Consider the following 21,414-nt stretch of genomic DNA (forward strand, 5'->3'; position numbering starts at 1 on the left):
AAGGGGGTCACGATGCAACAGCATTTTGTAGGTGTACTTATTTTACTGATATTGATCATGCTACTGAATCTGGAAAGCGGATTGGGGCGCATACTTTATCTGGGTGTAATCGTATTATGTCTGGGAGTACTGGGACTGGTGTTTGGGACCATTCTTCTGATGATCATTACTTTTCTTTTATTCTTTATGCTGCTGTGAAAACCATTCAGGAACAGCATCATCTGCATCATTAAAATATGAACGTTGAAAACGATAAAAAATCTAGAATAATTATACAGAGGATCAATCATTGTTGAGCGATAAACAAAAACGTGAGACTTTAAGTCTCACGTTTTATTCGCCTGTTACACTTTAAATAGCTGATGCACAGCGTCAATCTATTTAAAATACATGCAACCAGTCACGTTTATTATGAAAATCTGCCTGAGGACTACTATGCTGCATGGCATAGTATTGATCACCTTGTGAGGTTTTTAAAACAGCAGATAAACCCAGGAACAAGTTTTCCCATTTCAGTTTATGTGTTGCCATAAAATCAGTCAGATCCACACTGACATTGAGACCATAATGCGTACGTTTGAGCTGGTTCAGCTCAATATCATCCGCAGCTTGCGGTGGCATCTCTTCAGGATAACGGTATTCTTCGAATTGATAAGCCTGCCAGGCCTGAGAAGGGGAAAGATTAATCTCACGATAAAAATCTTCGCCCTGAACCCCAATAAAAATTTCAAAGCAGGTCTGTTCCCACAGGAAATCCTGACGGGGATGTGCCGTCACCATATCGGGCCACAAGATGTACTGATTGGGATCACGGATCCAGAAGCCCACATTTAAATTGTATGGGCCTTGCTGTTCGATGGCGGCAACCAGAGAGATGGCCTGAAAACGGCGATCAAATGCGCTAAGCTCGTAACTTGCCATAAGTCCTGTACTTAGTTAGACAAATGAGCGAAACGGACAAGGTTGGACAATTTTTGGTTTTGTTTCGCAGCTTTCTTGTAAAGCAGTGCAATTTTACCAATAGTTTGAACCACTTCAGCACCAGTCGCTTCTGAAATTTCAGCAATCAGTGCTGCACGCGCTTCACGATCTTCAGCTACGATTTTCACTTTAATTAGTTCGTGATCGTTTAAAGCACGCGCCAATTCTTCGATGACATTTTCAGTCAGGCCTTTGTCACCCAGCATAACGACCGGGTTTAAAGCATGTCCGATTTGACGTAAACGCTTACGTTCCTGAATAGATAAAGACGCCATGAGAGATAACCTGAATTTTAAAACGGCTTAGTATAGCAAAAGCAAAAAACAAACGCTTTAAATTCTCAGGAAATAATCATTTCCAATATCTCTTCATAACGAGCAAAACTCCTCGATTTAGATACACATGTATACTGCAAAATATGTCTTTTTCACGTACAATTAATAATTAGACGTTTTTTTATTTAGAGAGTTATGGCTACACGCATTACCAACCAAAAGTTATCTAAAAGTAGTCGTGATTGGATGAGAGAGCATTTAGACGATCCTTATGTGAAAAAGGCACAAAAGGACGGCTATCGTGCGCGTGCAGCATATAAGCTCTTAGAAATGCAAGAAAAGTACAAGATCATCAAACCCGGCATGACCGTGGTCGACTTGGGTGCAGCTCCCGGGAGTTGGTCACAAATCGCCGGTAAGTTGGTCGGCGACAAAGGTTTATTGATTGCATCTGACATTTTACCAATGGATGCATTACCTGATGTGACTTTCTTGCAAGGTGACTTTCGCGAAGAAGAAGTCTTCCAGCAATTGTTAGAAATTTTAGATGGTCGTACTGTAGACGTTGTAATTTCAGATATGGCCCCCAATACATCAGGTAATAAGGCTGTAGATCAACCGCGTCAGATTTACTTGTGTGAACTTGCACTGGATTTTGCCAACAAGGTGCTAGGCCCTAAAGGTCAATTTGTGGTAAAAGTTTTCCAAGGTTCAGGTTTTGACGAATTCCGTAAGCAAGTGGTTGATAGTTTTGATGTTCTGAAAACATCTAAACCTTTGGCATCACGTGCTCGCTCCAAGGAAGTTTTCCTGATCGGGCAGGGACGTAAGAAGGCTTTAAAATAAGTCTACTTGCCAAGTCGTTAAAAATTGTGCATTTTGTACGTTTTTAGATAATTGTAAGTTGATTTACAGCTTAAGTATTAAGGTCACCCTGAACAGGGCATGATCAAATTAGATTGGAATGGGAATAAAGCTTTGAGCGATCTTTTTAAGAATGCCGTATTGTGGCTCGTGATACTGGGTGTGCTGGTGTTAATCTTCAGCAACGTCAGTGACCGCAATCAACCGACTACAATGAACTACTCAGAGTTTGTTGCCGCGGTCAATGCTGGCCAAATTAAACAAGTTGTGATTGACGGCGAAAGAATCCGTGGCGAAAAATCGAACGGTTCAGAGTTTGAAAGTATCCGTCCGGCAGTTCAGGATCCTGAACTGATGCCAAGCCTGATTAAAAATAATGTTGTGGTTGAAGGTGAAGCACCACAACGTCAAGGCTTGCTCATGCAGTTGCTTATTGCAAGTTTCCCTGTACTTTTAATCATTTTGTTATTCATGTTCTTTATGCGCAACATGGGTGGCGGTGCAGGTGGTAAAAACGGCCCAATGAGTTTTGGTAAATCTAAAGCCAAAATGCTGTCTGAAGACCAGATTAAAGTCACTTTCACTGATGTTGCTGGTTGTGACGAAGCCAAGCAAGAAGTCGTTGAAATCGTAGATTTCCTGAAAGATCCAACCAAATTTAAACGTCTGGGTGCGAGTATTCCACGCGGTGTGTTAATGGTCGGTCCTCCAGGTACGGGTAAAACCCTACTTGCCAAAGCCATTGCCGGTGAAGCGAAAGTTCCATTCTTTAGTATTTCAGGTTCTGACTTCGTTGAGATGTTTGTCGGTGTCGGTGCATCCCGTGTTCGTGACATGTTCGAACAGGCGAAACGTCATGCGCCATGTATCATCTTTATTGATGAGATTGATGCAGTCGGTCGTCATCGTGGTTCAGGTACTGGTGGTGGTCACGATGAACGTGAACAGACACTGAACCAGATGCTGGTTGAAATGGATGGCTTTGAAGGTAATGAAGGCATTATCGTGATTGCTGCAACCAACCGTGCAGATGTATTGGATAAAGCACTTCTTCGTCCAGGTCGTTTTGACCGTCAAGTTGTGGTTGGCTTGCCAGACATCAAGGGTCGTGAACAAATCCTGAATGTACATTTGAAAAAATTGCCTTCAGTGACAGGTGTGGATGTTAAAGTTCTTGCACGTGGTACACCGGGCTTCTCGGGTGCGCAATTGGCAAATCTGGTGAATGAAGCTGCACTCTTTGCTGCACGCCGTAACAAGAACACCGTCGATATGCATGACTTTGAAGATGCAAAAGACAAGCTGTATATGGGTCCTGAGCGTAAATCAATGGTACTTCGTGATGAAGAGCGTCGCGCGACGGCTTATCATGAAGCAGGTCATGCGATTGTTGCTGAAAGCTTGCCAGGCACAGATCCTGTGCATAAGGTGACGATCATGCCGCGTGGCTGGGCTTTAGGTGTCACCTGGCAGTTGCCTGAATTTGACCAGACCAGCCATTATAAAGACAAAATGTTGAATGAACTTTCGATTTTGTTTGGTGGTCGTATTGCTGAAGAAGTCTTCATTAACCAGATGTCGACTGGTGCTTCAAATGACTTCGAACGTGCAACTAAAATGGCACGTGCGATGGTGACCAAATACGGTATGTCGGACAAACTCGGTGTGATGGTCTATGAAGAAGATGCGCAGCAATCTTTCATGGGCAGTATTGGTAGTCGCAGTATTTCGGAAACCACACAACTAGAAGTTGATCGTGAAATTCGTCGCATTCTGGATGAACAATATAAAATCGCACGCGATATCTTGGAAAGCAAAAAAGATATTGCCCATGCGATGGTGAAAGCCTTGATGGAATGGGAAACCATTGATCGTGATCAAATCCGTGACATCATGGAAGGTCGTGAGCCTCAGCCACCGAAAGTCTATGTTGCAGATAATCCTGTGATTGATGTAACCCCAGATGATGGTCCGTTGACTCCTCCGCCATTGCCAGCGAACTAAGCTCAATAAAAAAACCACCTTCGGGTGGTTTTTTTATGCTTGTCATTTTTGTCATATCTTTTTGAGTGTTATATTGAGCGATTAAAAATGAATAAGAAAAACAAAAATGAATATGCCTGTTCTGGAATCCAGTGTTTACCAGCTTCGTCTTGAACCGTTGAGCTGGGAACATTTTTCTGATTTAGCCATCGCATGCGCTGCAGAAAATTTAGGCGAGATTTTATATAACTCAGTGCCTTATCTGCATAACTTAAAAAAATATTTTACTCAGGCTTTTGAACAGCAAGCTCAAGGTGAAAGGATGGCTTTTGCTGTGATCGATTTAAACTCCCGCCAAGCAATTGGGACCACCAGTTATCATGATATTAAGACGGAAATTCCACGTTTTGAAATTGGTTTTACGTGGTATGCCAAGCGCTATCACAGAACCTATGTAAATCGCGTCTGTAAATATCTTTTGTTAAGACATGCTTTTGAAAATTTAAATGCTCAGGTCGTCGGCTTTCGGACTGATCATCTTAATGTCACGAGCCAGAAAGCGATTGAAGGAATAGGTGCCAAGCGAGATGGCATCATTAGGTGTCATATGCTGCGTAAAGATGGACAGACTATTCGAGATAGCTACATCTATAGTATTTTAGAAAGTGAATGGGCAGATGTGAAAACATTATTACAAACCAAGATAATGCAATATTCTAAAAAAAATTACTTCGAAATCTAGGTCCTGGCCTTATTCAGCTTTGCTTTATTTAATTATCCATAAGACAATATTGGGGTTATTGTGAATGAGTATTGAATCATGCAGCTGATGCCTTTGTTACCACATGTATGGACATTTGGTGATTTAAAATTGGACTTATCCCAGCCGCATGTAATGGGGATTCTCAATGTCACCCCGGACTCTTTTAGTGATGGTGGTCGGCATAATCAAAAAAAAGATGCGGTTGCCCGCGCACTGGAAATGATGGCTGAAGGTGCCACGGTAATTGATATTGGCGGTGAGTCGACCCGTCCAGGTGCCGCAGTGGTAGAAGTGGAAGAAGAAATTCGCCGCGTCGTGCCTGTGGTGGAAGAACTAGCTAAACATAAGGTCATTCTTTCGATTGATACGTCGCAACCTGAAGTCATACGCGCAGCGATTCGGGCCGGAGCGCATATCTGGAATGATGTTCGTGCATTAACAAAGCCGAATGCATTGCAGACTGCAGCAGAGCTGAATATTCCAGTGATCATCATGCATATGCGTGGTGAACCAACCACCATGAATAATCTGGATCAATATGAAGATGTCACTGCTGATGTGATTCGCGAGTTATCCCAACGCGTTCAGGATGCTTTGGATGAGGGAGTAAAAGCAGAAAATATCATGATCGATCCGGGTTTTGGTTTCGCTAAAAATGCCCAGCAAAATTTAAAGCTGTTGCAAGAGTTTTATAAATTTACAGAAATGGGCTATCCGATTTTATCTGCTTTATCTCGTAAACGCTTTATCGGAGCAGTTCTGGATGGTGCTGAACCGCAAGCGCGTGCAGTCGGTTCGGCAACAGCACATTTATTGAGTATTCAGCAAGGTGCGTGTATGGTACGGGCACATGATGTTAAGGCTACAGCCGATGCGATTAAAATCTGGCAGGCTATGCAAACAGCTTAGAACTTCAGGGTTGAAAATTAGCATCTTGGCAATGTTGTTTGGCTTTTAAGCAACAATATGCTATATAGGCACGCTTAGATTAGATAGTCATCCTTTAGAGTGCCTGTAATGTTTGCAGATTTACTTCTCCCCATGTTCGATGATGAATATTATCCCGATATTCTGGTTGCTGAAATCAAGCAGCACATCGAACGTTTTGCCCAAAAAGTCGCTAAATCAGGTTTGTCAGATCAAGAAATTTATCAGCTTGCCAATCTGACTGTGGCTGATATTAATGTCATGAAACCTCAGTTTGAAGATCTGGATTCATCTCTGGATGATACTGCCGCTGATTATATTGCTGAAGCCATGATGATGGTGGTGCAAGAGCACGGCCTGTTCGAGATTGAAATGGAAGAGTTGATTACCAACCGTGAATGGTGATTTAAGAAAACCCTGCAGCTGCAGGGTTTTTTAATGTCTGTTGAAATAATCTTTAAAGTTATTAAAGCGAATCGAGCCTAATAATAGTTGCTCTTCATTCATACATTGCTGATAGAGATTCTGGTAATAAGCTTGCAGATTTGAGTGGCCCTGAACCTGTTGTGGTGTTTTTGATCTGGATTGTTGATAAGCCCAAAAAGCCAGTTGCCGGAGTTTCTGCAATTTGATCTGATCAATTGCGCTACAGGAACTTTTAAATAGAGGTTCCAAGATCACAGCGCCAAAAGAGGATAGCGCTAAAATGATCATGCTAATGATGACCAGCACATCCGAATGAACCAGATAAAGGTTAAGCAGCAAACATAGAAAAATTGGAATTTGCAGATAGAGACAATTTTGCAAACGCTGACTATAAGCTTTGGAGCTGAATTGCGCCTGATATTGTGCATGCCAGATATAGGGATACAGTAGTGCCAGCAGCACAATTAAGGTGACATTAAACGCAATCGTGGCATTTTTAAAAAAATAATATTCCAGAAATACTGAGCTGAGACTACAGGCTACACAGACCAGAAGGGACAGTAAATTAATCGCGATAACAAACTGGATATTTTGCAAGGCATTAAATTTAAAGCGGCTATAACGCAGTTTAAGGAAAAAAGCGTCTGGATGACGTAATTGTAATGTAGCGAGATCAAAGTGTTTTAATTCTGACATGGGGATTTCGCGCTAAAAGAATAAAATTCAGGCACAAAAAAACCAGCCTAATGCTGGATTTTTTATTGCACCATTTTAATAAATATTAAAATGGTGCCCGAGGCCAGACTCGAACTGGCACGCTTTGTGGGCGGGGGATTTTAAATCCCCTGTGTCTACCGATTTCACCACTCGGGCATGTGCGCAATAATAGAGGACGAAATAAAGCTTGGCAAGCAAATTCCGAAATGATTGCTTTCTTTTCAAGCAATTCCGTGGCTTCTATTCTAAAAATCAGCAAATCAACGTTTTTTAAAATTCAATATTTGCAGATCTTTAAGATGGCCAATGAAAAAGGATAGAGAGAACTATGAATTTTCATCCAGATAGCTGTCGACATCTAGATGCTTGATCGTTTTACAATATTGATGCTCATATTTCAGCAGCCGCGTATATAACCCGGCATAGTGATTTAATTGCTGTTTTAGTTCGGCATACCGAGGATCATGGCTTGAATAAAAACGTAATTTTAGTCGGATCAGGCAGGTTTGTTTATAAGCCCAAAAACAGATTTTACGTAATTGTTGTAGCTGATAGTGCTCAGTATTTTTACTATTTTCCTTGAATAAATTTTCTCGATAAAAGCGCACAAAACCAAAGCTCACGCCAAAGAAGAATAAGCTCCACATCAGCAAACTGCTTTGTATAAAGACCAGATTTAAGGCTTGCATCAGAATCACAATAGCCATCTTGATCGGGGTATGACGCAATAACTGATACAGCGAATAAGAAGAATGCTGAATCTGGTACAGAATCAAGGTGAGACTCAACATCAGGAACAGTAGAATGGCCAAAATGGCATAACTCTGTGCCTGAAATTCACTGATTTGCACAAAAGATTGCTGTACGAGATCTCCTAACATCAAACTGATGGGAACAAAAATCATGGCGGCCGAGGCCCAAGGAATTAAAAGCTTGGCTTTATCCCAGATTCCACGGATTTTAATCTGACTGTAAAAAGGTAATTTCCTTTAAATGCAGTCGGATATTGGCGCTTAAGTTGCTGCAGCAACAAAGTCACTTGCGTAGGGGGCATCATCCAGAGATTGATTCAGAAATAGACACAGGCACTATAGTCGATTTGACGCAGAATCACAGGACAAATCCATTTTCAGCGCTTATCATTGCTTTAATCACGAAGATTTTAGTTTTTTAGCCACGAATTATGCGAAAATAGCCGATTCAAGATTTATTTTTTTAAGGACAGTTTATGACTGATCAATCTCCTGAGGCGTTAAGCGACATCGAAATTTTAGACATCCTGCAAAGCATGAAAAAGGATGAGCTAAATACTGAGGCGAAAGAAGTGATTCGTCAGGGTGGTAAAGCTGGTCGTCAGGAAGCGCATAAAGAAGCGTTAGTGGCATTGAATCAGTCATTTGAAGACAAATTTGTCGAAGCGGTATCTTTGGCTTTGGGCCTGAATACGGCACAAATCAAAAAAATCCGTTATAAAAAAGACCGCGTCCGTATTTTAAAAGCGCGCGGAATCGACTATATGGCGATTGATGGCGCTGAAACGGCACAAGTGCTGTCCCAGATTGCACAAGCGATTCTGCGTGAAGATGCGATTGTTACCCATGACCTGCATAATATTTTTCCATTCTGGAAAGAAGGCTGGCCTATGGTGCAGTTCGACAATGCTTACAAGATTCTAGAAGATGATATCCAGATTCACTATCAAGCTGTTTTAGATGCATTGTTAACAAAGATCTAAGCACCTCAATAGATGTAAAAAAGCACCGTTAGGTGCTTTTTTATGATTGAATTTACTGGTTTGAATAAAACAAACTTAAAATAAAACTGATAGGAACGATAAATAGTCGTCCCCATAAAATCAAAGGTATGGCCAAATACTGTCCCCAACTCATGGTTCGGTCATAATGGCCACGGTGACGCTGGTAACCATAAGGGGTAATGATGCAAGCAAAAATCAATAAAATGATCGCTAAAAACAAGAACAGCGGATTTTGTTGTTGAGCAAAAAAGAAATAGATTAAATACAGTCCTGAATAAAAACTAAAACAAGCCAACAGCGCAGAAATGGACATCACTCTATCCTTATGATTTTTATTTTAAAATAGAGGAAGAATCAGATTATTCTGATTCTTCCTGAATTAATGGATTGATTTCAATGATCCGAGTCACCAGCAACTGGTCAATCTTGAAATGATCGACATCGACGACTTCAAATTTATAACCGGCATGAATGACGGTATCGGCAGGACGCGGAATTTTACGCAGCTTGAACATCATAAAACCAGCCAGTGTTTCGTAATTTTCCTCATCTGGCATTGAGTCGATTTCAAGCGCATGTTTCATGTCTTCAATTGGCGTGCTGCCTTCAATCAACCAGGAATTATTGTCACGCTTAATAATTTGCTGATCGGCTTCAATTGGTGTCACCCAGTCGCCCATTACAGTAATCATAATGTCGGAGAGGGTAATCACCCCAACCACCAGCGCATATTCATTAATGACGACGGCAAATTTTTCCTTGGTCGAGCGAAAACGGTCCAGAACTTCCGATAAAGTTAAAGTATCCGGAATGGTCAGGACATTACGGATGGTATTTTCATTTAACTGTAGCAGCGACTGGTTATTCAGAATCCGCACCAGAATATCTTTGGCATCGACATAGCCAATCACACTGTCGATGTCATTGCTACACACCAGAAACTTGGAATAGGGATATTCCGCCAGCTTTTGCCGAATACTTTCTTCTGGTTCATTTAAGGTAAAGAACACCACATTCTCACGGGTAGTCATACTCGAAGGTACATTACGCTCTTCCAGCTCGAATACATTTTCAATGAAATGATGTTCCTGTTTTTGCAGTACGCCAGCTTGTGCACCTGCATCCATCACTGCGGAAATATCATCAAAGGTAATATTATCATCACGAATGGTATTCACTTTAAACAGACGGAACAGCATGTTGGCAATAACATTAATGAGCCAGGCCAAAGGCTTACAGACTTTAATGAAAATCTGAATGGGTTCAATGACCGAGACTGCGATCTTTTCTGGCGCAATCATGGCCAGACGTTTCGGCATCAAGTCTGCAAATAAAATAAATAAAGAAGTGACGACAGTGAAGGAAAGTGCAAAGCTAATGTTTTCAGCCCACGGACCCTGGTAAAAGCGGGAAACAAAATTAAAAATATAAGGACGGAAGGCTCCTTCACCTAAAATACCGCCAAGAATGGCGACTGCATTTAAACCGATTTGAGAGGCTGCAAAGAAGTCAGCAGAATTTTCTTGTAGATCTAAAACTTTTTGAGCGCGATGTTCACCCGATTCAGCCAGAATTTTCAGTTTGACTTTACGGGCACCTGCGAGGGCGATTTCTGTTAAAGATAAAAAACCGGCCCCCGCGATGAGTATTAAGATAATCACGATATTTTGTAAGAGGCTCACAAATCCACCTGTGGATGAATAGTATCTTGGGATATTTTTAACACAAAAAAAGGCTTGAGGTGTAAAAACTACCTCTCAAGCCTTCAAAGTATAATCTTAAAAAATAAGAATTTAGAAGAATTTGAGTTTAATAGTGTGAAAATTGAGAGTTATTGCTCAGGAATTCACGATTTTCTTCTTCAATCATTTGACGCGCAACATACAAAATCAGCTGACGTAACCAGCGATGTGCAGGGTGATGATGCAATAGAGGGCACCATGCCATTTTGAGTTCAAATTCGGGAATATAAAATGGTGGATCTTTCAGAATTAAATTATGATTCTTGGCTTGCAGGCGTGCGATCCGTGAAGGCAGGGTTGCCACCAGATCGACATTGGAGGCCAATAAACCTGGCATTTGATAATGACGGGTAAAGACCGAGATTTTACGTTTCTGGCCAATACGTTCCAAAGCCTGATCGATCCAGCCTAAACCGGCCTGTTTCTCCGGGTTGACCCCGAAGCCCACACCCATACCGGTTTTAGAGACCCAGATATGCTGTGCATCCAGATAGCTTTTTAAGTTCAGGTTGGTTGCAGCCGGATGTTTATTGTTTAATAAACAGGAAAAACTGTCACGCCAGACCAGAACCTGATGAAAACTTTGCGGTATTTCATTAAAACGGTTAATCGCCAGATCAACTTTGCCTTGTTCCATGTCGCGATATGACACGTCACTTGGGGTTAGGAAGTCTAATACTACATTCGGTGCTTCTGAACGTAAGGCTTTGACCAGACGCGGAACCAGCGTTGCTTCCGCATAATCCGAAGTCATGATCCGGAACACACGATTTGAGGTATAAGGACGGAACTCGGTACGTGGTTCCAGAATCATCGACAAGTCAGCCAGTGCATCCCGAATACGTGGTTGTAATTCTAAGGCACGTTCGGTTGGGGTCATGCCTTCAGAAGAACGGATCAGGAGGGGATCATTAAATAAATTGCGTAAGCGACGTAAAATGTTGCTCATGGCAGGTTGGGTAACACCCAATTGTTCTGCTGCACGTGTGACATTTTTTTCGCGAAGAAGTACATCAAGATAAATTAATAGATTGAGATCGACCCGCTCCAGATTCATAAAAGAAATACCGAGAATAAATACAAGAAATTATGATGATTATGCCATAATTGCCGGGCCTTGTGTAAAGCGCCGATGAAAAAAAGCCATGTGCTCACTGATAAAGTTTACAGAATTAACACAGGCTTAGACTCTATTATTTACAGTGTACATAAGAAAAAAGATGCACGTTAAATGGACCATCATTTAGCCTTTTTTATAGATTGGGATGAAAGCCCTCTTTTCGCTTTAAAAGAAAATCATAAAAGCTATTCTTGCATTCAAGATTTGAGTGAAAAGTAAACTAAATCAAGAATTCCTTGAGTTGAATAAATCATCAAAGATCAGCATTTTTTAAAAATAAAAGGACATAAAATCCATATCCAGACTTAAGTCTAATGAATTATTTTTAAGCAACATGCGGAAATTTTATTAATTTTTATTTTTAAATAAATATATATAAAACAGCGATTTAATTTAATTAATTAAGATTGTACTAAGACTTTGATCTACTCATTTTTTAAATAAATACTGAAGATTCTTGCAGACTATTGGATTAATTTTCATAAGCCCACTAATCTTTAGCTATCCCAACGGATCGTCGAAAATCTGAACAAGTCATTGAGGGTGTGATTTGAGCGGTTCGTTGCAGAAAAATCCTAATATTATTACAGGAATATATCATGACTACATACCAAACAGCGATTGATGCAATCCGCGAATTAAAAGCGAAATTCGGTAACACTTGGGCAGACATCAGTCCTGAAGATGCTGCGCGTATGCAACTTCAAAACCGTTTCAAAACTGGTTTAGACATTGCGAAATATACAGCGGCAATTATGCGTCGTGATATGGCTGCTTATGATGCAGACTCTAGCAAATACACTCAATCACTAGGTTGCTGGCACGGTTTCATCGCGCAACAAAAAATGATTGCGAACAAAAAATACTTCGGTACAACTGAACGTCGCTACATCTACCTTTCTGGTTGGATGGTTGCAGCGCTTCGTTCAGAATTCGGTCCACTTCCTGACCAATCTATGCACGAAAAAACGTCTGTTCCTGCATTGATCGAAGAAATCTACACATTCTTACGTCAAGCTGACGCGAAAGAATTAAACGACTTGTTCCGTGCACTTAAAAAAGCACAAGAAGCGGGCGACACTGCTAAAGCAGCTGAAATCACTTCACAAATCGACAACTTCCAAACTCACGTTGTGCCAATTATTGCGGACATCGACGCTGGTTTTGGTAACGAAGAAGCGACTTACTTACTTGCTAAGAAAATGATCGAAGCGGGTGCTTGTGCACTACAAATCGAAAACCAGGTTTCTGATGCGAAACAATGTGGTCACCAAGCTGGTAAAGTAACAGTTCCACACGAAGACTTCATCGCGAAAATCCACGCTCTTCGCTATGCATTCCTGGAAATGGGTCTTGACGACGGTATCATCGTTGCACGTACTGACTCTGAAGGCGCTGACTTGACTCAAAAAATCCCAGTGGTTAAAGAGCCAGGCGACATCGCTTCTCAATACATCAGCTACTTAGATACAACTGAAATCGACATTTCAGAAGCTCAAGAAGACGAAATCCTGATCAAGCGTGATGGTAAACTTCACCGTCCTAAACGTCTTGCTTCTGGTCTATACCAGTTCCGTGAAGGCACGCAAATCGACCGCGTTGTACTTGACTGTGTAACTAGCCTACAAAATGGTGCTGACTTGCTTTGGATCGAAACTGCGACTCCAAACGTTGCTGAAATCGCTCACATGGTTAACCGTGTACGTGAAACAGTTCCAAATGCGAAACTTGTTTATAACAACTCGCCTTCGTTCAACTGGACTTTAAACTTCCGTCAACAAGCATATGACCGTTGGGTTGCTGAAGGTAAAGACGTTTCTGCTTACGACCGTGCTAAGTTAATGAGCGCTGAGTACGATGCAACTGAACTGGCTGCTGAAGCTGACGAAAAAGTTCGTACCTTCCAAGCTGATGCTGCTCGTGAAGCGGGTGTGTTCCATCACTTGATCACACTTCCGACTTACCACACAGCTGCGCTTTCTACTCATGAGCTTGCTCAAGGTTACTTCGGTACTGAAGGTATGTTGGCTTATGTTGCTGGCGTACAACGTAAAGAAATCCGCGGCGGTATCGCATGTGTTAAACACCAAGCAATGGCTGGTTCTGACATCGGTGATGACCACAAAGAAATCTTCGCTGGTGACAATGCATTGAAAGCTGGTGATGATTCTAAAAACACAATGAACCAGTTCAGCGCTTAATCCGCTCAATTGATTCACCAAAAAACCCTGCATCTGCAGGGTTTTTTGTTTGGAAAAATGCTATTAATAAATAGGGAAGAGCAATCTCAAGAATGTGCTCAAAAGGGATTATCCATAATTTCTCCATGATTGGTTTTTTATCGCAGCTTTTATGTGTTTAATTCTTGCATTCTAGCGCTATGTCACTGAATATTTGGATATAGCATGCTTATGTTCTGCATCAATTTACCCCTATTTAATTAAAAGTGACCCGGACTTATGCTGTCTAAATTTTTTATCCACCGCCCGATCTTTGCTGGGGTGCTGGCGATTGTTGTCATGGCAATCGGCTTGTTCGCAGTGATGAACCTGCCAGTGGAACGTTATCCGGACATTGCCCCGCCAAGGATAACGGTGGCAGCAACTTATAGCGGCGCTTCTGCGGAAACTGTGGAAGAAAGCGTGACTCAAGTGCTGGAACAGCAAATCAAAGGCATTGACCATCTGCTGTATTTCAGTTCGAGTAGTGATTCTTCAGGACGCAGCCGGGTCAGCATTAGCTTTGAAAATGGCACCGACCCAGATACTGCACAGGTTCAGGTACAAAATGCGATTAATGGGGTACTAAACCGATTACCGGAAGATGTACAACGCCAAGGCGTTAATGTCTTCAAATCGCTCGGCGATACCCATATGGTGATCAGCCTGTATGATGAGTCGGGGCGCAGCAACAATATTGAACTTTCCGACTATCTGATGACCCATCTGGAACAGGACATTTCCCGGATTGAAGGCATTGGTGAAGTCGATGTTTTTGGTTCACAATATGCGATGCGGATCTGGCTGAATCCGGCAAAATTAAAACAATATAACCTGATGCCAAGCGATGTGCGTGCTGCGATTGAAGCCCAGAATACCCAAGTCGCTGCTGGTGCGATTGGTGATTTGCCCGCTATAGATGAGCAATACCTGAATGCCAAAGTTACTTCGGGTTCACGGCTAAAAACCGTGGAAGAATTCCAGAATATTATTGTCAAATCGGATCGTGCCGGCAGCTTTATTTATTTGAAAGATATTGCGCGGGTGGAACTGGGTGCTGAAAATTATCAATCCTATAGTACTAATAATGGTTATCCATCGGCTGGTCTGGGTATTTCGCTGGCCTCAGGTGCCAATGCCATTGCCACCTCTAATCTGATTAAAGCTGAAATTGCCCGCATTTCCCAGCAATTGCCTGAAGGCTATAAAATTGCTTACCCGCGTGACAATACGCCTTTTGTACAAGAATCAATTAAAGAAGTGGTCAAAACCCTGATCGAAGCCGTGATCTTGGTCATCATTGTGATGTTCATTTTCTTGCAGAACTGGCGTGCCACTTTGATTCCTACCGTGACTGTTCCAGTGGTGATTTTGGGTACGATGGCGGTGCTGTATGCACTGGGTATGAGTATCAACACCTTAACCTTATTTGCGCTGGTTCTGGCGATCGGCCTGTTGGTGGATGATGCGATTGTTGTGGTGGAAAACGTCGAACGGTTGATGCATGAAAAGCAACTGTCTGCCAAGGAAGCGGCCCTGGAATCCATGCAGGAAATTAGTGGAGCACTGATCGGGATTACTTTGGTTTTGACCGCAGTCTTTATTCCGATGGCTTTCTTTGGTGGTTCGACTGGCGTGATCTATCGCCAATTTTCTATCACTTTGGTTGCGGCCATGTCGCTGTCCTTAATGGTGGCATTGATTCTAACCCCAGCATTGTGCGCGCTTATTCTAAAACCGAATCCTAAACCGGCAAAATGGGCATCCTGGTTTAACCAGAAACTGGATCATTTAAAACATCGTTATCTGAATTTGTCTAAACTCACGGTCCAGCGTCAGGCAATCTGTTTGCTGCTGTTTGCCGGATTGATCGGTGTGTTTGCGCTGTTCTATCATGCCTTGCCGACCAGTTTCTTACCGAGTGAGGATCAGGGGATCTTAAGCTTGCAAATCAAATTGCAGGAAGGCGCTCCGATGAAAAATACCATTCAGATCGGTGAAGAAGTCCGTAAGTATTTTCTGGATCAGGAACAAGCTAATGTCAATCTGGTGATGATCCGTTATGGGCGAAATTTCTCTGGAACTGGTCAGAACCTCGCGACCGGTTTTGTAGCGTTGAAACATTGGGATGAGCGTTCCGGTCAGGACAATACTGCACAAGCGATTCGTGAACGGGCTTTGAAGCATTTCCAGAGTAATCGCAATGCACAAATTAATGTGTCCATGCCAGCTTCAGTCAATGGTCTGGGACAAACCGATGGTCTGGATTTCTGGATTCGAGACATCAATGGCAATGGCCGGCAATATCTGGAACAGCAATTTAAAGCGCTGGAAGCTCGGGCGGGCAACTATACAAGCTTTGAAAATCTGGGCAAGCGTTCTAATCCTGACAAAGCAGAACTACGTGTCAATATTGATCAGAAACAGGCCATGGCCAACGGCCTGACTCAATCGGCAATCAACAGTACTTTATCCAGTGCTTGGGGCGGCAGTTATATCAATGACTTTATTGATCGTGGTCGGATTAAACGGGTGATTATGCAGGGTGATGCTGAATTCCGCTCTAAGCCGGAAGATCTGGCACAGTGGCATGTACGAAATGACCAAAATCAGATGGTGCCTTTCAGTAACTTCTCGCAAGTGGGCTGGAGTGGTGGTCCTGAAGTGGTCAACCGCTTTATGGGGTATACCGCATTGCAAATGGAAGCCGATCGGGCCAAAGACAGCAGTTCCGGTCAGGCCATGCAGGATGTGGAAGCTTTGATTGCTGAACAGGAGGGAGTCGATGTGGTCTGGAGCGGTCTTTCCTTTGAGGAAAAACAGTCCAATAATCAGGCGATCTGGCTGTATCTGATTTCAATTGGCTTTATTTTTCTGTGTCTGGCGGCTTTATATGAAAGCTGGAGCATTCCAACCGCCGTGATGTCGGCAATTCCACTGGGGATTGGCGGCAATATTATTTTTAGTTATCTGGCTGGTTTCCCGAATGATATCTATTTCCAGATTGCCTTGCTGACCACCATCGGTCTGTCCTGTAAGAATGCTATTTTGATTGTAGAATTTGCTTCATTAGCGCAGCAACAAGGCAAATCGGTAGTAGAAGCGGCACTAGAAGGTGCCTCTTTACGCCTACGTCCAATTTTGATGACTTCTTTGGCCTTTGGCGCAGGGATTTTACCGTTGGTCTTTGCTACAGGGGCAGGTGCGGTGAGTCGTCAGGAAATTGGGGTGAGTGTATTTGGTGGTGTTATTTTTGGAACTGTGCTGGTGCTGATTTTTATTCCATTTATGTATGTTTTGATTCGTCGCTTGATAAAGAAAAAACCAATTATTGAATAAATTTATGGTTTTTTTATAAAAAGCCTGACTCAGTCAGGCTTTTTTCTGGCTAAATATCGAGGATTTGATTAATACAAAAAATATCGTCATATTGCAGCATGATCATTAAAATTATTCACATGAAAAATTAGGATACATAGGGATCAGGACAAACATCTCTTGAATGCCAGACTTTTATGATGAGCTGCTTATGCCGACAATTTCAGAAAAAATCCAGCATATCCAACAACAATTACATTCTGAAAATCACGACATCGCTGTAGGTTTACTCAGTCAGCTGAATGTCGCCGATCAGGCGCGCATTTTAAGTCGTTTAGATGCTCGGCAACAGGCCCGAATTTTAAGGGAACTGAATGAACCAAGCTTGGTCTATGCTTTTATGCCCCTAGGGCAGCAGTTAAACGTGGCACAGCACTTATCTATTTCAGAACTTGTTCCCATTCTGGATGCAATGCCTTCTGATGATTTTGTCGATATTTATAAGCAGTTTTCGCCGCCGCTACAGCTGCAATTGATGAGCGCATTATCTGAAGAATCCCAGCAGACACTCAAAGATCTGGCCATCTATCCGGAAGGCACGGCTGGGGCCATGATGAGCTCAAGTTTTGTGACGCTATCACCTGATTTAACCATGGATGAAGCGATACAGGCTTTACGTGTGGTGGCCGCCGGGCAGGAAACCCTGTATCTGATTTATATTGTCGATGCAGAAAAACGGCTGATCGGTGTGATTTCCCTAAGGCAGATCATTCAGGCCTTACCTGAGCTGAGCATTGCCGAGGTGATGCAACGTGACGTCATTTCTGCCCAAGTAACAGATGATCAGGAAATTGTAGCTCGAGCCTTGGCCTATTATGATTTTATTGCTCTGCCTGTAGTTGATGCACAGCAAAAACTCTTAGGAATTGTCACCTATGACGATGCAATGGACATTGTCGAAGCCGAAACTACTGAAGATATTTTAAAGTCGGGTGCAGTGACGCCGTTGACTGAATTGAGCCTTAAAACTGCCCCGATTTTGACCTTGTATCAGAAGCGGGTCTTCTGGCTGGTCATTCTGGTTTTTGGCAGTCTGCTCTCTGGAATTGGCATTGCACACTTTGAAGAGATCATTGCCGCGCATATCGTGTTGGTATTTTTCTTACCACTTTTGGTAGGGAGTGGCGGAAATGCCGGTTCGCAATCCGCCACCTTGATGGTGCGTGCCTTGGCCACAGGCGATGTCGAATTTAAGGACTGGTTTAATTTGCTCAGTCGCGAATCTCTGGTGGCGCTGTGCTTAGGCGGCACCATGGCGATTGCGGTATCCATTCTGGGTTATATTCGGGGAGATATTATGGTAGCTGTGGTGCTGGCCATCAGCATGCTCGGGATTGTGTTGATGGGCTGCCTGATCGGCATGAGTCTGCCTTTTATTTTAAATAAACTCAAACTTGATCCTGCCAGTGCTTCGGCGCCGTTGGTGACTTCCATCTGCGATGCTACTGGTGTGATTCTGTATTTATTTGTGGCTTCCAAATTATTGTTTTAATTCACAGATTGATACATCAGCGTATAAAAAATACTTTATGCTCATGAAAATCAGCATTATTTCTGGAATAACCTATGCCTGAGTCTGGACAAAAACCAAAACTAAGCCAACAAGAGGTGATACGTCTGGAACGTGATCTGGCCAAGTTTGCCAATATAATGGATTCCGTAGTACGTATTCCGTTTACCAAGCAAGGAGTGGGGGCAGATGCTGCTTTGAGTACGATTCCGGTTGCGGGAGATATTGCCGGTTTTGTATTGACCTGTTATGCCATTCATAAGGCCAAACAGATCGGGGTTCCGAGTGCCAAACTCAATCCAGTGATGAAGATGGCGGCGATCGATGCGGTAGTAGGATTTATTCCGGTGGCGGGCACGGTCTTTGATATTTTTATTCGGCCCAGTCGCAAGGCGCTCGATGTCGTGCATCGGCATATTCGCGAGGAATATCAGATTAGCAGCGACCGGCATGTGGTACACCCATTTTTGCATGAAAGTCTGGAACGCAAACAACAGCAATCTGCATTCTGGCGCAATCCCGTGGTGGCCTGGATCTGGATTCACATCCCCGATATTTTAGGTACTTTATTCCTGATTGTATTTGTCTTCGCGATCGGGTGGGGTGCTATGGCGCTGTATCAATGGTTCAGCCAATGATAGGTCAGCTAAAGAATAATTGAATCCAATAAAAAAAGCCTGCAATTGCAGGCTTTTTTTGAATCAAAAATAAAGTTTTACTTAAGCACAATCAAGTTGTTGCAATGCAGCGACACGTTGTTCGATGCTTGGATGCGTCTGGAACAATGCAGCAAGGCTAAAGCCTTCTTCTTTACCCGCAGAAATCGCAAATGCTTTCATTTCTTTCGGCATGGCATCTGGCATTTCAGATTCTGCCTGTAAGCGCAGTAATGCTGAAATCATGGCTTGTTTACCTGCCAGACGTGCACCTGCTTCATCAGCACGGTATTCACGGTGACGAGAGAACCACATCACAATCGACGATGCCAAGATACCGAACACGATATCCAGCACAATAGTAATCACGAAATAGGCAATACCCGGGGCTTCACCTTCTTCACGACCAAAGACATTGCGGTCAATAAAATCACCTGCGACACGTGCGAAGAACATCACGAAGGCGTTCACAACACCTTGGATTAGTGCCAGAGTGACCATGTCACCATTGGCGACATGACCAATCTCATGCGCTAATACTGCACGAAGTTCGTCTTTGTTCATACGCTCAAGCAAGCCAGTTGATACCGCAACGAGAGCATCATTTTTGTTCCAGCCGGTGGCAAAGGCATTCGACTGGTAAGAGGGGAAAATACCCACTTCCGGCATTTTAATGCCTGCACGCTGAGAAAGTTGTGCAACTTCTTGGAGCAACCAGGCTTCAGCTTGGTTACGAGGTGCATTCGGGTCAATCAGTTCAGTACCCGTGGTCTTTTTCGCCATCCATTTAGACATGAACAGGGAAATCATTGAGCCGACCATACCGAACACAAAACAGATGACCAACAGGTTGCCTAGATTCAAGCCACCTGCGCCATGGTAACTACCGACACCGAAGAGTGACAAGATAATGCCAGCTACAACCAGTACCGCGAGGTTGGTTAGCAAGAACAAACCAATCCGCATCATTGAGAAATCCTCTTATTATAGAAAAATAATCTGATTATTAAATGTAAATCATTGAAATCAATATGCGGTGAAATCGAGAAGAATTCAAGGAAAAAATAGCATTTGGCTACAAAAAACACAGGATATTTTTTGTGCAAATTGAAACATAGGTCTTTAAAAACAAAGCTGTTTAGGAGTTATTCACTTAAATATATTTTTGCAGATGCTGACGCATTCGCGGTGGCATATGAGCCTGCCGGTGCATCGGTGAAACTGCCATCCGCTTGAGCAATGATCTGACGCTGATACTTGGCAGCCTGAATATTGGAAGCTGTGGTGGTTTCAATCGAATAATTGTCAGAACTGGCAATCACACGGCCAGTATCAGAAGATGCTGTATAGGCAGCACTATGATTACCTAGACCTTGAGCATATAGGTTCTGATAACGGCTGCTGACACGACGGACATAGTCCTGAGTTTCACGAAACGGTGGTACGCCCTTATATTTGGCAACATTACCTTCACCGGCATTATAGCCGGCCAGTGCCAAGGTGGTATTGCCATTAAAACGTTTCAATAACCAGGCCAGATATTTGGCACCTGCCATAATATTCTGCTGCGGGTCATAAGCATTGCTGACATTAAAACGACGGGCAGTCGCGGGCATGAGTTGCATTAAGCCCTGTGCACCGACTGGAGAACGTGCCTGCACATTAAAACCGGATTCGGTATGCATCACGGCTTTAATCAAGCCTTCAGATACACCATAGGTTTGTGCTGCCTGACGGATGATCGAGTCATAGGCATTTTTATTTTTACTATAACTTGGCAATACCGAAGCTTCACTTGAACCCCAGTTGCTATAACTGTGAATATTGCTGTCTGGATAATAGGTTTTCTTTTCTACCTGTAGATGGTTATAGCGACTTTTCTTATTGGTCAATAAAGTACTGCCATTACTGTCACGTAATTGATAGATCGTTTGACCGGCATAAGCAAAATGACAACAGCTTGCTAATAGCAAACCACTGATCCCATAACGCCCCAAAACATACACATTTATTTTCATTGTTTATATTAAGTAAACACAAGCGAGAAAAATTCAATAAAGAGTTTAACAAAAAATTACGGAATGAAAAGACTTGTGC

Annotated in this window: 18 protein-coding genes, 1 tRNA gene and 2 pseudogenes; 11 read left to right on the forward strand and 10 right to left on the reverse strand. The window is 42.8% G+C overall.

From position 1 onward, the window contains the following. Positions 1-12 precede the first annotated feature (12 nt). Positions 13-233: pseudogene (locus ACNPNW_RS14245) on the forward strand (hypothetical protein). A 148-nt stretch (positions 234-381) separates the two neighbouring features. On the opposite strand, the gene ACNPNW_RS14250 reads toward ACNPNW_RS14245, so the two are convergent. Continuing rightward, a complete protein-coding gene (locus ACNPNW_RS14250) occupies positions 382-921 on the reverse strand; it encodes a DOMON-like domain-containing protein (protein ID WP_129716256.1) in 540 nt (179 codons plus the stop codon). 11 nt (positions 922-932) lie between these two features. Beyond that, positions 933-1,256, reverse strand: coding sequence for a ribosome assembly RNA-binding protein YhbY (gene yhbY / locus ACNPNW_RS14255; RefSeq protein ID WP_004280569.1), 324 nt, complete (start codon positions 1,254-1,256; stop codon positions 933-935). A gap of 195 nt (positions 1,257-1,451) precedes the next feature. Between yhbY and rlmE the strand changes: the two genes are divergently transcribed. From rlmE to ACNPNW_RS14280, 5 genes are all read left to right on the forward strand, one after another. Continuing rightward, positions 1,452-2,102, forward strand: a complete 651-nt coding sequence (rlmE, locus tag ACNPNW_RS14260; RefSeq protein ID WP_004645756.1) for a 23S rRNA (uridine(2552)-2'-O)-methyltransferase RlmE — start codon at positions 1,452-1,454, stop codon at positions 2,100-2,102. Positions 2,103-2,234: 132 nt separating this feature from the next. After that, a complete protein-coding gene (ftsH, locus tag ACNPNW_RS14265) occupies positions 2,235-4,124 on the forward strand; it encodes an ATP-dependent zinc metalloprotease FtsH (RefSeq protein WP_004280565.1) in 1,890 nt (629 codons plus the stop codon). Positions 4,125-4,230: 106 nt separating this feature from the next. Next, on the forward strand, positions 4,231-4,845 hold the full coding sequence (locus ACNPNW_RS14270; protein ID WP_448767085.1) for a GNAT family N-acetyltransferase: 615 nt from the start codon (positions 4,231-4,233) through the stop codon (positions 4,843-4,845). Positions 4,846-4,923: 78 nt separating this feature from the next. Beyond that, positions 4,924-5,775, forward strand: coding sequence for a dihydropteroate synthase (gene folP, locus ACNPNW_RS14275; RefSeq protein WP_071850729.1), 852 nt, complete (start codon positions 4,924-4,926; stop codon positions 5,773-5,775). 108 nt (positions 5,776-5,883) lie between these two features. Continuing rightward, positions 5,884-6,198, forward strand: a complete 315-nt coding sequence (locus ACNPNW_RS14280) for a DUF5713 family protein (RefSeq protein WP_071850728.1) — start codon at positions 5,884-5,886, stop codon at positions 6,196-6,198. 30 nt (positions 6,199-6,228) lie between these two features. Here ACNPNW_RS14280 and ACNPNW_RS14285 read toward each other — a convergent pair whose 3' ends face one another. From ACNPNW_RS14285 to ACNPNW_RS14295, 3 genes and pseudogenes are all read right to left on the reverse strand, one after another. Next, positions 6,229-6,915 carry a hypothetical protein gene (locus ACNPNW_RS14285; protein WP_129716743.1) on the reverse strand — a complete coding sequence of 229 codons (687 nt, stop codon included), beginning with the start codon at positions 6,913-6,915 and terminating at the stop codon, positions 6,229-6,231. A gap of 91 nt (positions 6,916-7,006) precedes the next feature. Further along, a tRNA-Leu gene (locus ACNPNW_RS14290) sits at positions 7,007-7,092 on the reverse strand. 170 nt (positions 7,093-7,262) lie between these two features. Then, positions 7,263-7,990: pseudogene (locus ACNPNW_RS14295) on the reverse strand (hypothetical protein). A gap of 174 nt (positions 7,991-8,164) precedes the next feature. Here ACNPNW_RS14295 and ACNPNW_RS14300 point away from each other — a divergent pair. Beyond that, entirely contained in the window at positions 8,165-8,671 is a 507-nt protein-coding gene (locus ACNPNW_RS14300) for a hypothetical protein (RefSeq protein WP_005097708.1), read from the forward strand. Positions 8,672-8,723: 52 nt separating this feature from the next. On the opposite strand, the gene ACNPNW_RS14305 is transcribed toward ACNPNW_RS14300, so the two are convergent. The 3 genes from ACNPNW_RS14305 to ACNPNW_RS14315 form a co-directional block, all read right to left on the reverse strand. After that, a complete protein-coding gene (locus tag ACNPNW_RS14305) occupies positions 8,724-9,005 on the reverse strand; it encodes a hypothetical protein (RefSeq protein ID WP_005097706.1) in 282 nt (93 codons plus the stop codon). A gap of 46 nt (positions 9,006-9,051) precedes the next feature. Further along, positions 9,052-10,374 carry a polyamine export protein PaeA gene (gene paeA, locus ACNPNW_RS14310; RefSeq protein ID WP_005097704.1) on the reverse strand — a complete coding sequence of 441 codons (1,323 nt, stop codon included), beginning with the start codon at positions 10,372-10,374 and terminating at the stop codon, positions 9,052-9,054. A gap of 127 nt (positions 10,375-10,501) precedes the next feature. Continuing rightward, positions 10,502-11,491 carry a LysR family transcriptional regulator gene (locus ACNPNW_RS14315; RefSeq protein ID WP_005097703.1) on the reverse strand — a complete coding sequence of 330 codons (990 nt, stop codon included), beginning with the start codon at positions 11,489-11,491 and terminating at the stop codon, positions 10,502-10,504. A 662-nt stretch (positions 11,492-12,153) separates the two neighbouring features. On the opposite strand from ACNPNW_RS14315, the gene ACNPNW_RS14320 reads away from it, so the two are divergent. The 4 genes from ACNPNW_RS14320 to ACNPNW_RS14335 all read left to right on the forward strand — a co-directional run bounded on the left by ACNPNW_RS14320 (position 12,154) and on the right by ACNPNW_RS14335 (position 19,299). Continuing rightward, positions 12,154-13,755, forward strand: coding sequence for an isocitrate lyase (locus ACNPNW_RS14320; protein ID WP_004280550.1), 1,602 nt, complete (start codon positions 12,154-12,156; stop codon positions 13,753-13,755). A gap of 258 nt (positions 13,756-14,013) precedes the next feature. Then, positions 14,014-17,112 carry a multidrug efflux RND transporter permease subunit gene (locus tag ACNPNW_RS14325; RefSeq protein WP_448767086.1) on the forward strand — a complete coding sequence of 1,033 codons (3,099 nt, stop codon included), beginning with the start codon at positions 14,014-14,016 and terminating at the stop codon, positions 17,110-17,112. Between the two features lie 190 nt (positions 17,113-17,302). Continuing rightward, on the forward strand, positions 17,303-18,643 hold the full coding sequence (gene mgtE / locus ACNPNW_RS14330) for a magnesium transporter (RefSeq protein WP_129716739.1): 1,341 nt from the start codon (positions 17,303-17,305) through the stop codon (positions 18,641-18,643). 74 nt (positions 18,644-18,717) lie between these two features. Beyond that, the gene (locus ACNPNW_RS14335; RefSeq protein ID WP_129716737.1) at positions 18,718-19,299 is read left to right on the forward strand and encodes a DUF4112 domain-containing protein; all 582 of its coding nucleotides are present in this window, start codon (positions 18,718-18,720) and stop codon (positions 19,297-19,299) included. 81 nt (positions 19,300-19,380) lie between these two features. Here ACNPNW_RS14335 and htpX read toward each other — a convergent pair whose 3' ends face one another. Both htpX and ACNPNW_RS14345 read right to left on the reverse strand, forming a co-directional pair. Next, positions 19,381-20,286 carry a protease HtpX gene (gene htpX / locus ACNPNW_RS14340; protein WP_004280540.1) on the reverse strand — a complete coding sequence of 302 codons (906 nt, stop codon included), beginning with the start codon at positions 20,284-20,286 and terminating at the stop codon, positions 19,381-19,383. 176 nt (positions 20,287-20,462) lie between these two features. After that, a complete protein-coding gene (locus tag ACNPNW_RS14345; RefSeq protein ID WP_448767087.1) occupies positions 20,463-21,335 on the reverse strand; it encodes a lytic transglycosylase domain-containing protein in 873 nt (290 codons plus the stop codon). Between the last annotated feature and the right edge of the window lie 79 nt (positions 21,336-21,414).

The sequence above is a fragment of the Acinetobacter endophylla genome (assembly GCF_053543775.1).

Excerpts from the sequence above, each read along its gene's own strand:
- ACNPNW_RS14250 (WP_129716256.1), bottom strand. The coding sequence starts at position 921 with ATGGCAAGTTACGAGCTTAGCGCATTTGATCGCCGTTTTCAGGCCATC.
- yhbY (WP_004280569.1), bottom strand. The coding sequence starts at position 1,256 with ATGGCGTCTTTATCTATTCAGGAACGTAAGCGTTTACGTCAAATCGGA.
- rlmE (WP_004645756.1), top strand. The coding sequence starts at position 1,452 with ATGGCTACACGCATTACCAACCAAAAGTTATCTAAAAGTAGTCGTGAT.
- ACNPNW_RS14270 (WP_448767085.1), top strand. The coding sequence starts at position 4,231 with ATGAATATGCCTGTTCTGGAATCCAGTGTTTACCAGCTTCGTCTTGAA.
- folP (WP_071850729.1), top strand. The coding sequence starts at position 4,924 with ATGCAGCTGATGCCTTTGTTACCACATGTATGGACATTTGGTGATTTA.
- ACNPNW_RS14280 (WP_071850728.1), top strand. The coding sequence starts at position 5,884 with ATGTTTGCAGATTTACTTCTCCCCATGTTCGATGATGAATATTATCCC.
- ACNPNW_RS14285 (WP_129716743.1), bottom strand. The coding sequence starts at position 6,915 with ATGTCAGAATTAAAACACTTTGATCTCGCTACATTACAATTACGTCAT.
- ACNPNW_RS14300 (WP_005097708.1), top strand. The coding sequence starts at position 8,165 with ATGACTGATCAATCTCCTGAGGCGTTAAGCGACATCGAAATTTTAGAC.
- ACNPNW_RS14305 (WP_005097706.1), bottom strand. The coding sequence starts at position 9,005 with ATGTCCATTTCTGCGCTGTTGGCTTGTTTTAGTTTTTATTCAGGACTG.
- ACNPNW_RS14315 (WP_005097703.1), bottom strand. The coding sequence starts at position 11,491 with ATGAATCTGGAGCGGGTCGATCTCAATCTATTAATTTATCTTGATGTA.
- ACNPNW_RS14320 (WP_004280550.1), top strand. The coding sequence starts at position 12,154 with ATGACTACATACCAAACAGCGATTGATGCAATCCGCGAATTAAAAGCG.
- ACNPNW_RS14325 (WP_448767086.1), top strand. The coding sequence starts at position 14,014 with ATGCTGTCTAAATTTTTTATCCACCGCCCGATCTTTGCTGGGGTGCTG.
- mgtE (WP_129716739.1), top strand. The coding sequence starts at position 17,303 with ATGCCGACAATTTCAGAAAAAATCCAGCATATCCAACAACAATTACAT.
- ACNPNW_RS14335 (WP_129716737.1), top strand. The coding sequence starts at position 18,718 with ATGCCTGAGTCTGGACAAAAACCAAAACTAAGCCAACAAGAGGTGATA.
- htpX (WP_004280540.1), bottom strand. The coding sequence starts at position 20,286 with ATGATGCGGATTGGTTTGTTCTTGCTAACCAACCTCGCGGTACTGGTT.
- ACNPNW_RS14345 (WP_448767087.1), bottom strand. The coding sequence starts at position 21,335 with ATGAAAATAAATGTGTATGTTTTGGGGCGTTATGGGATCAGTGGTTTG.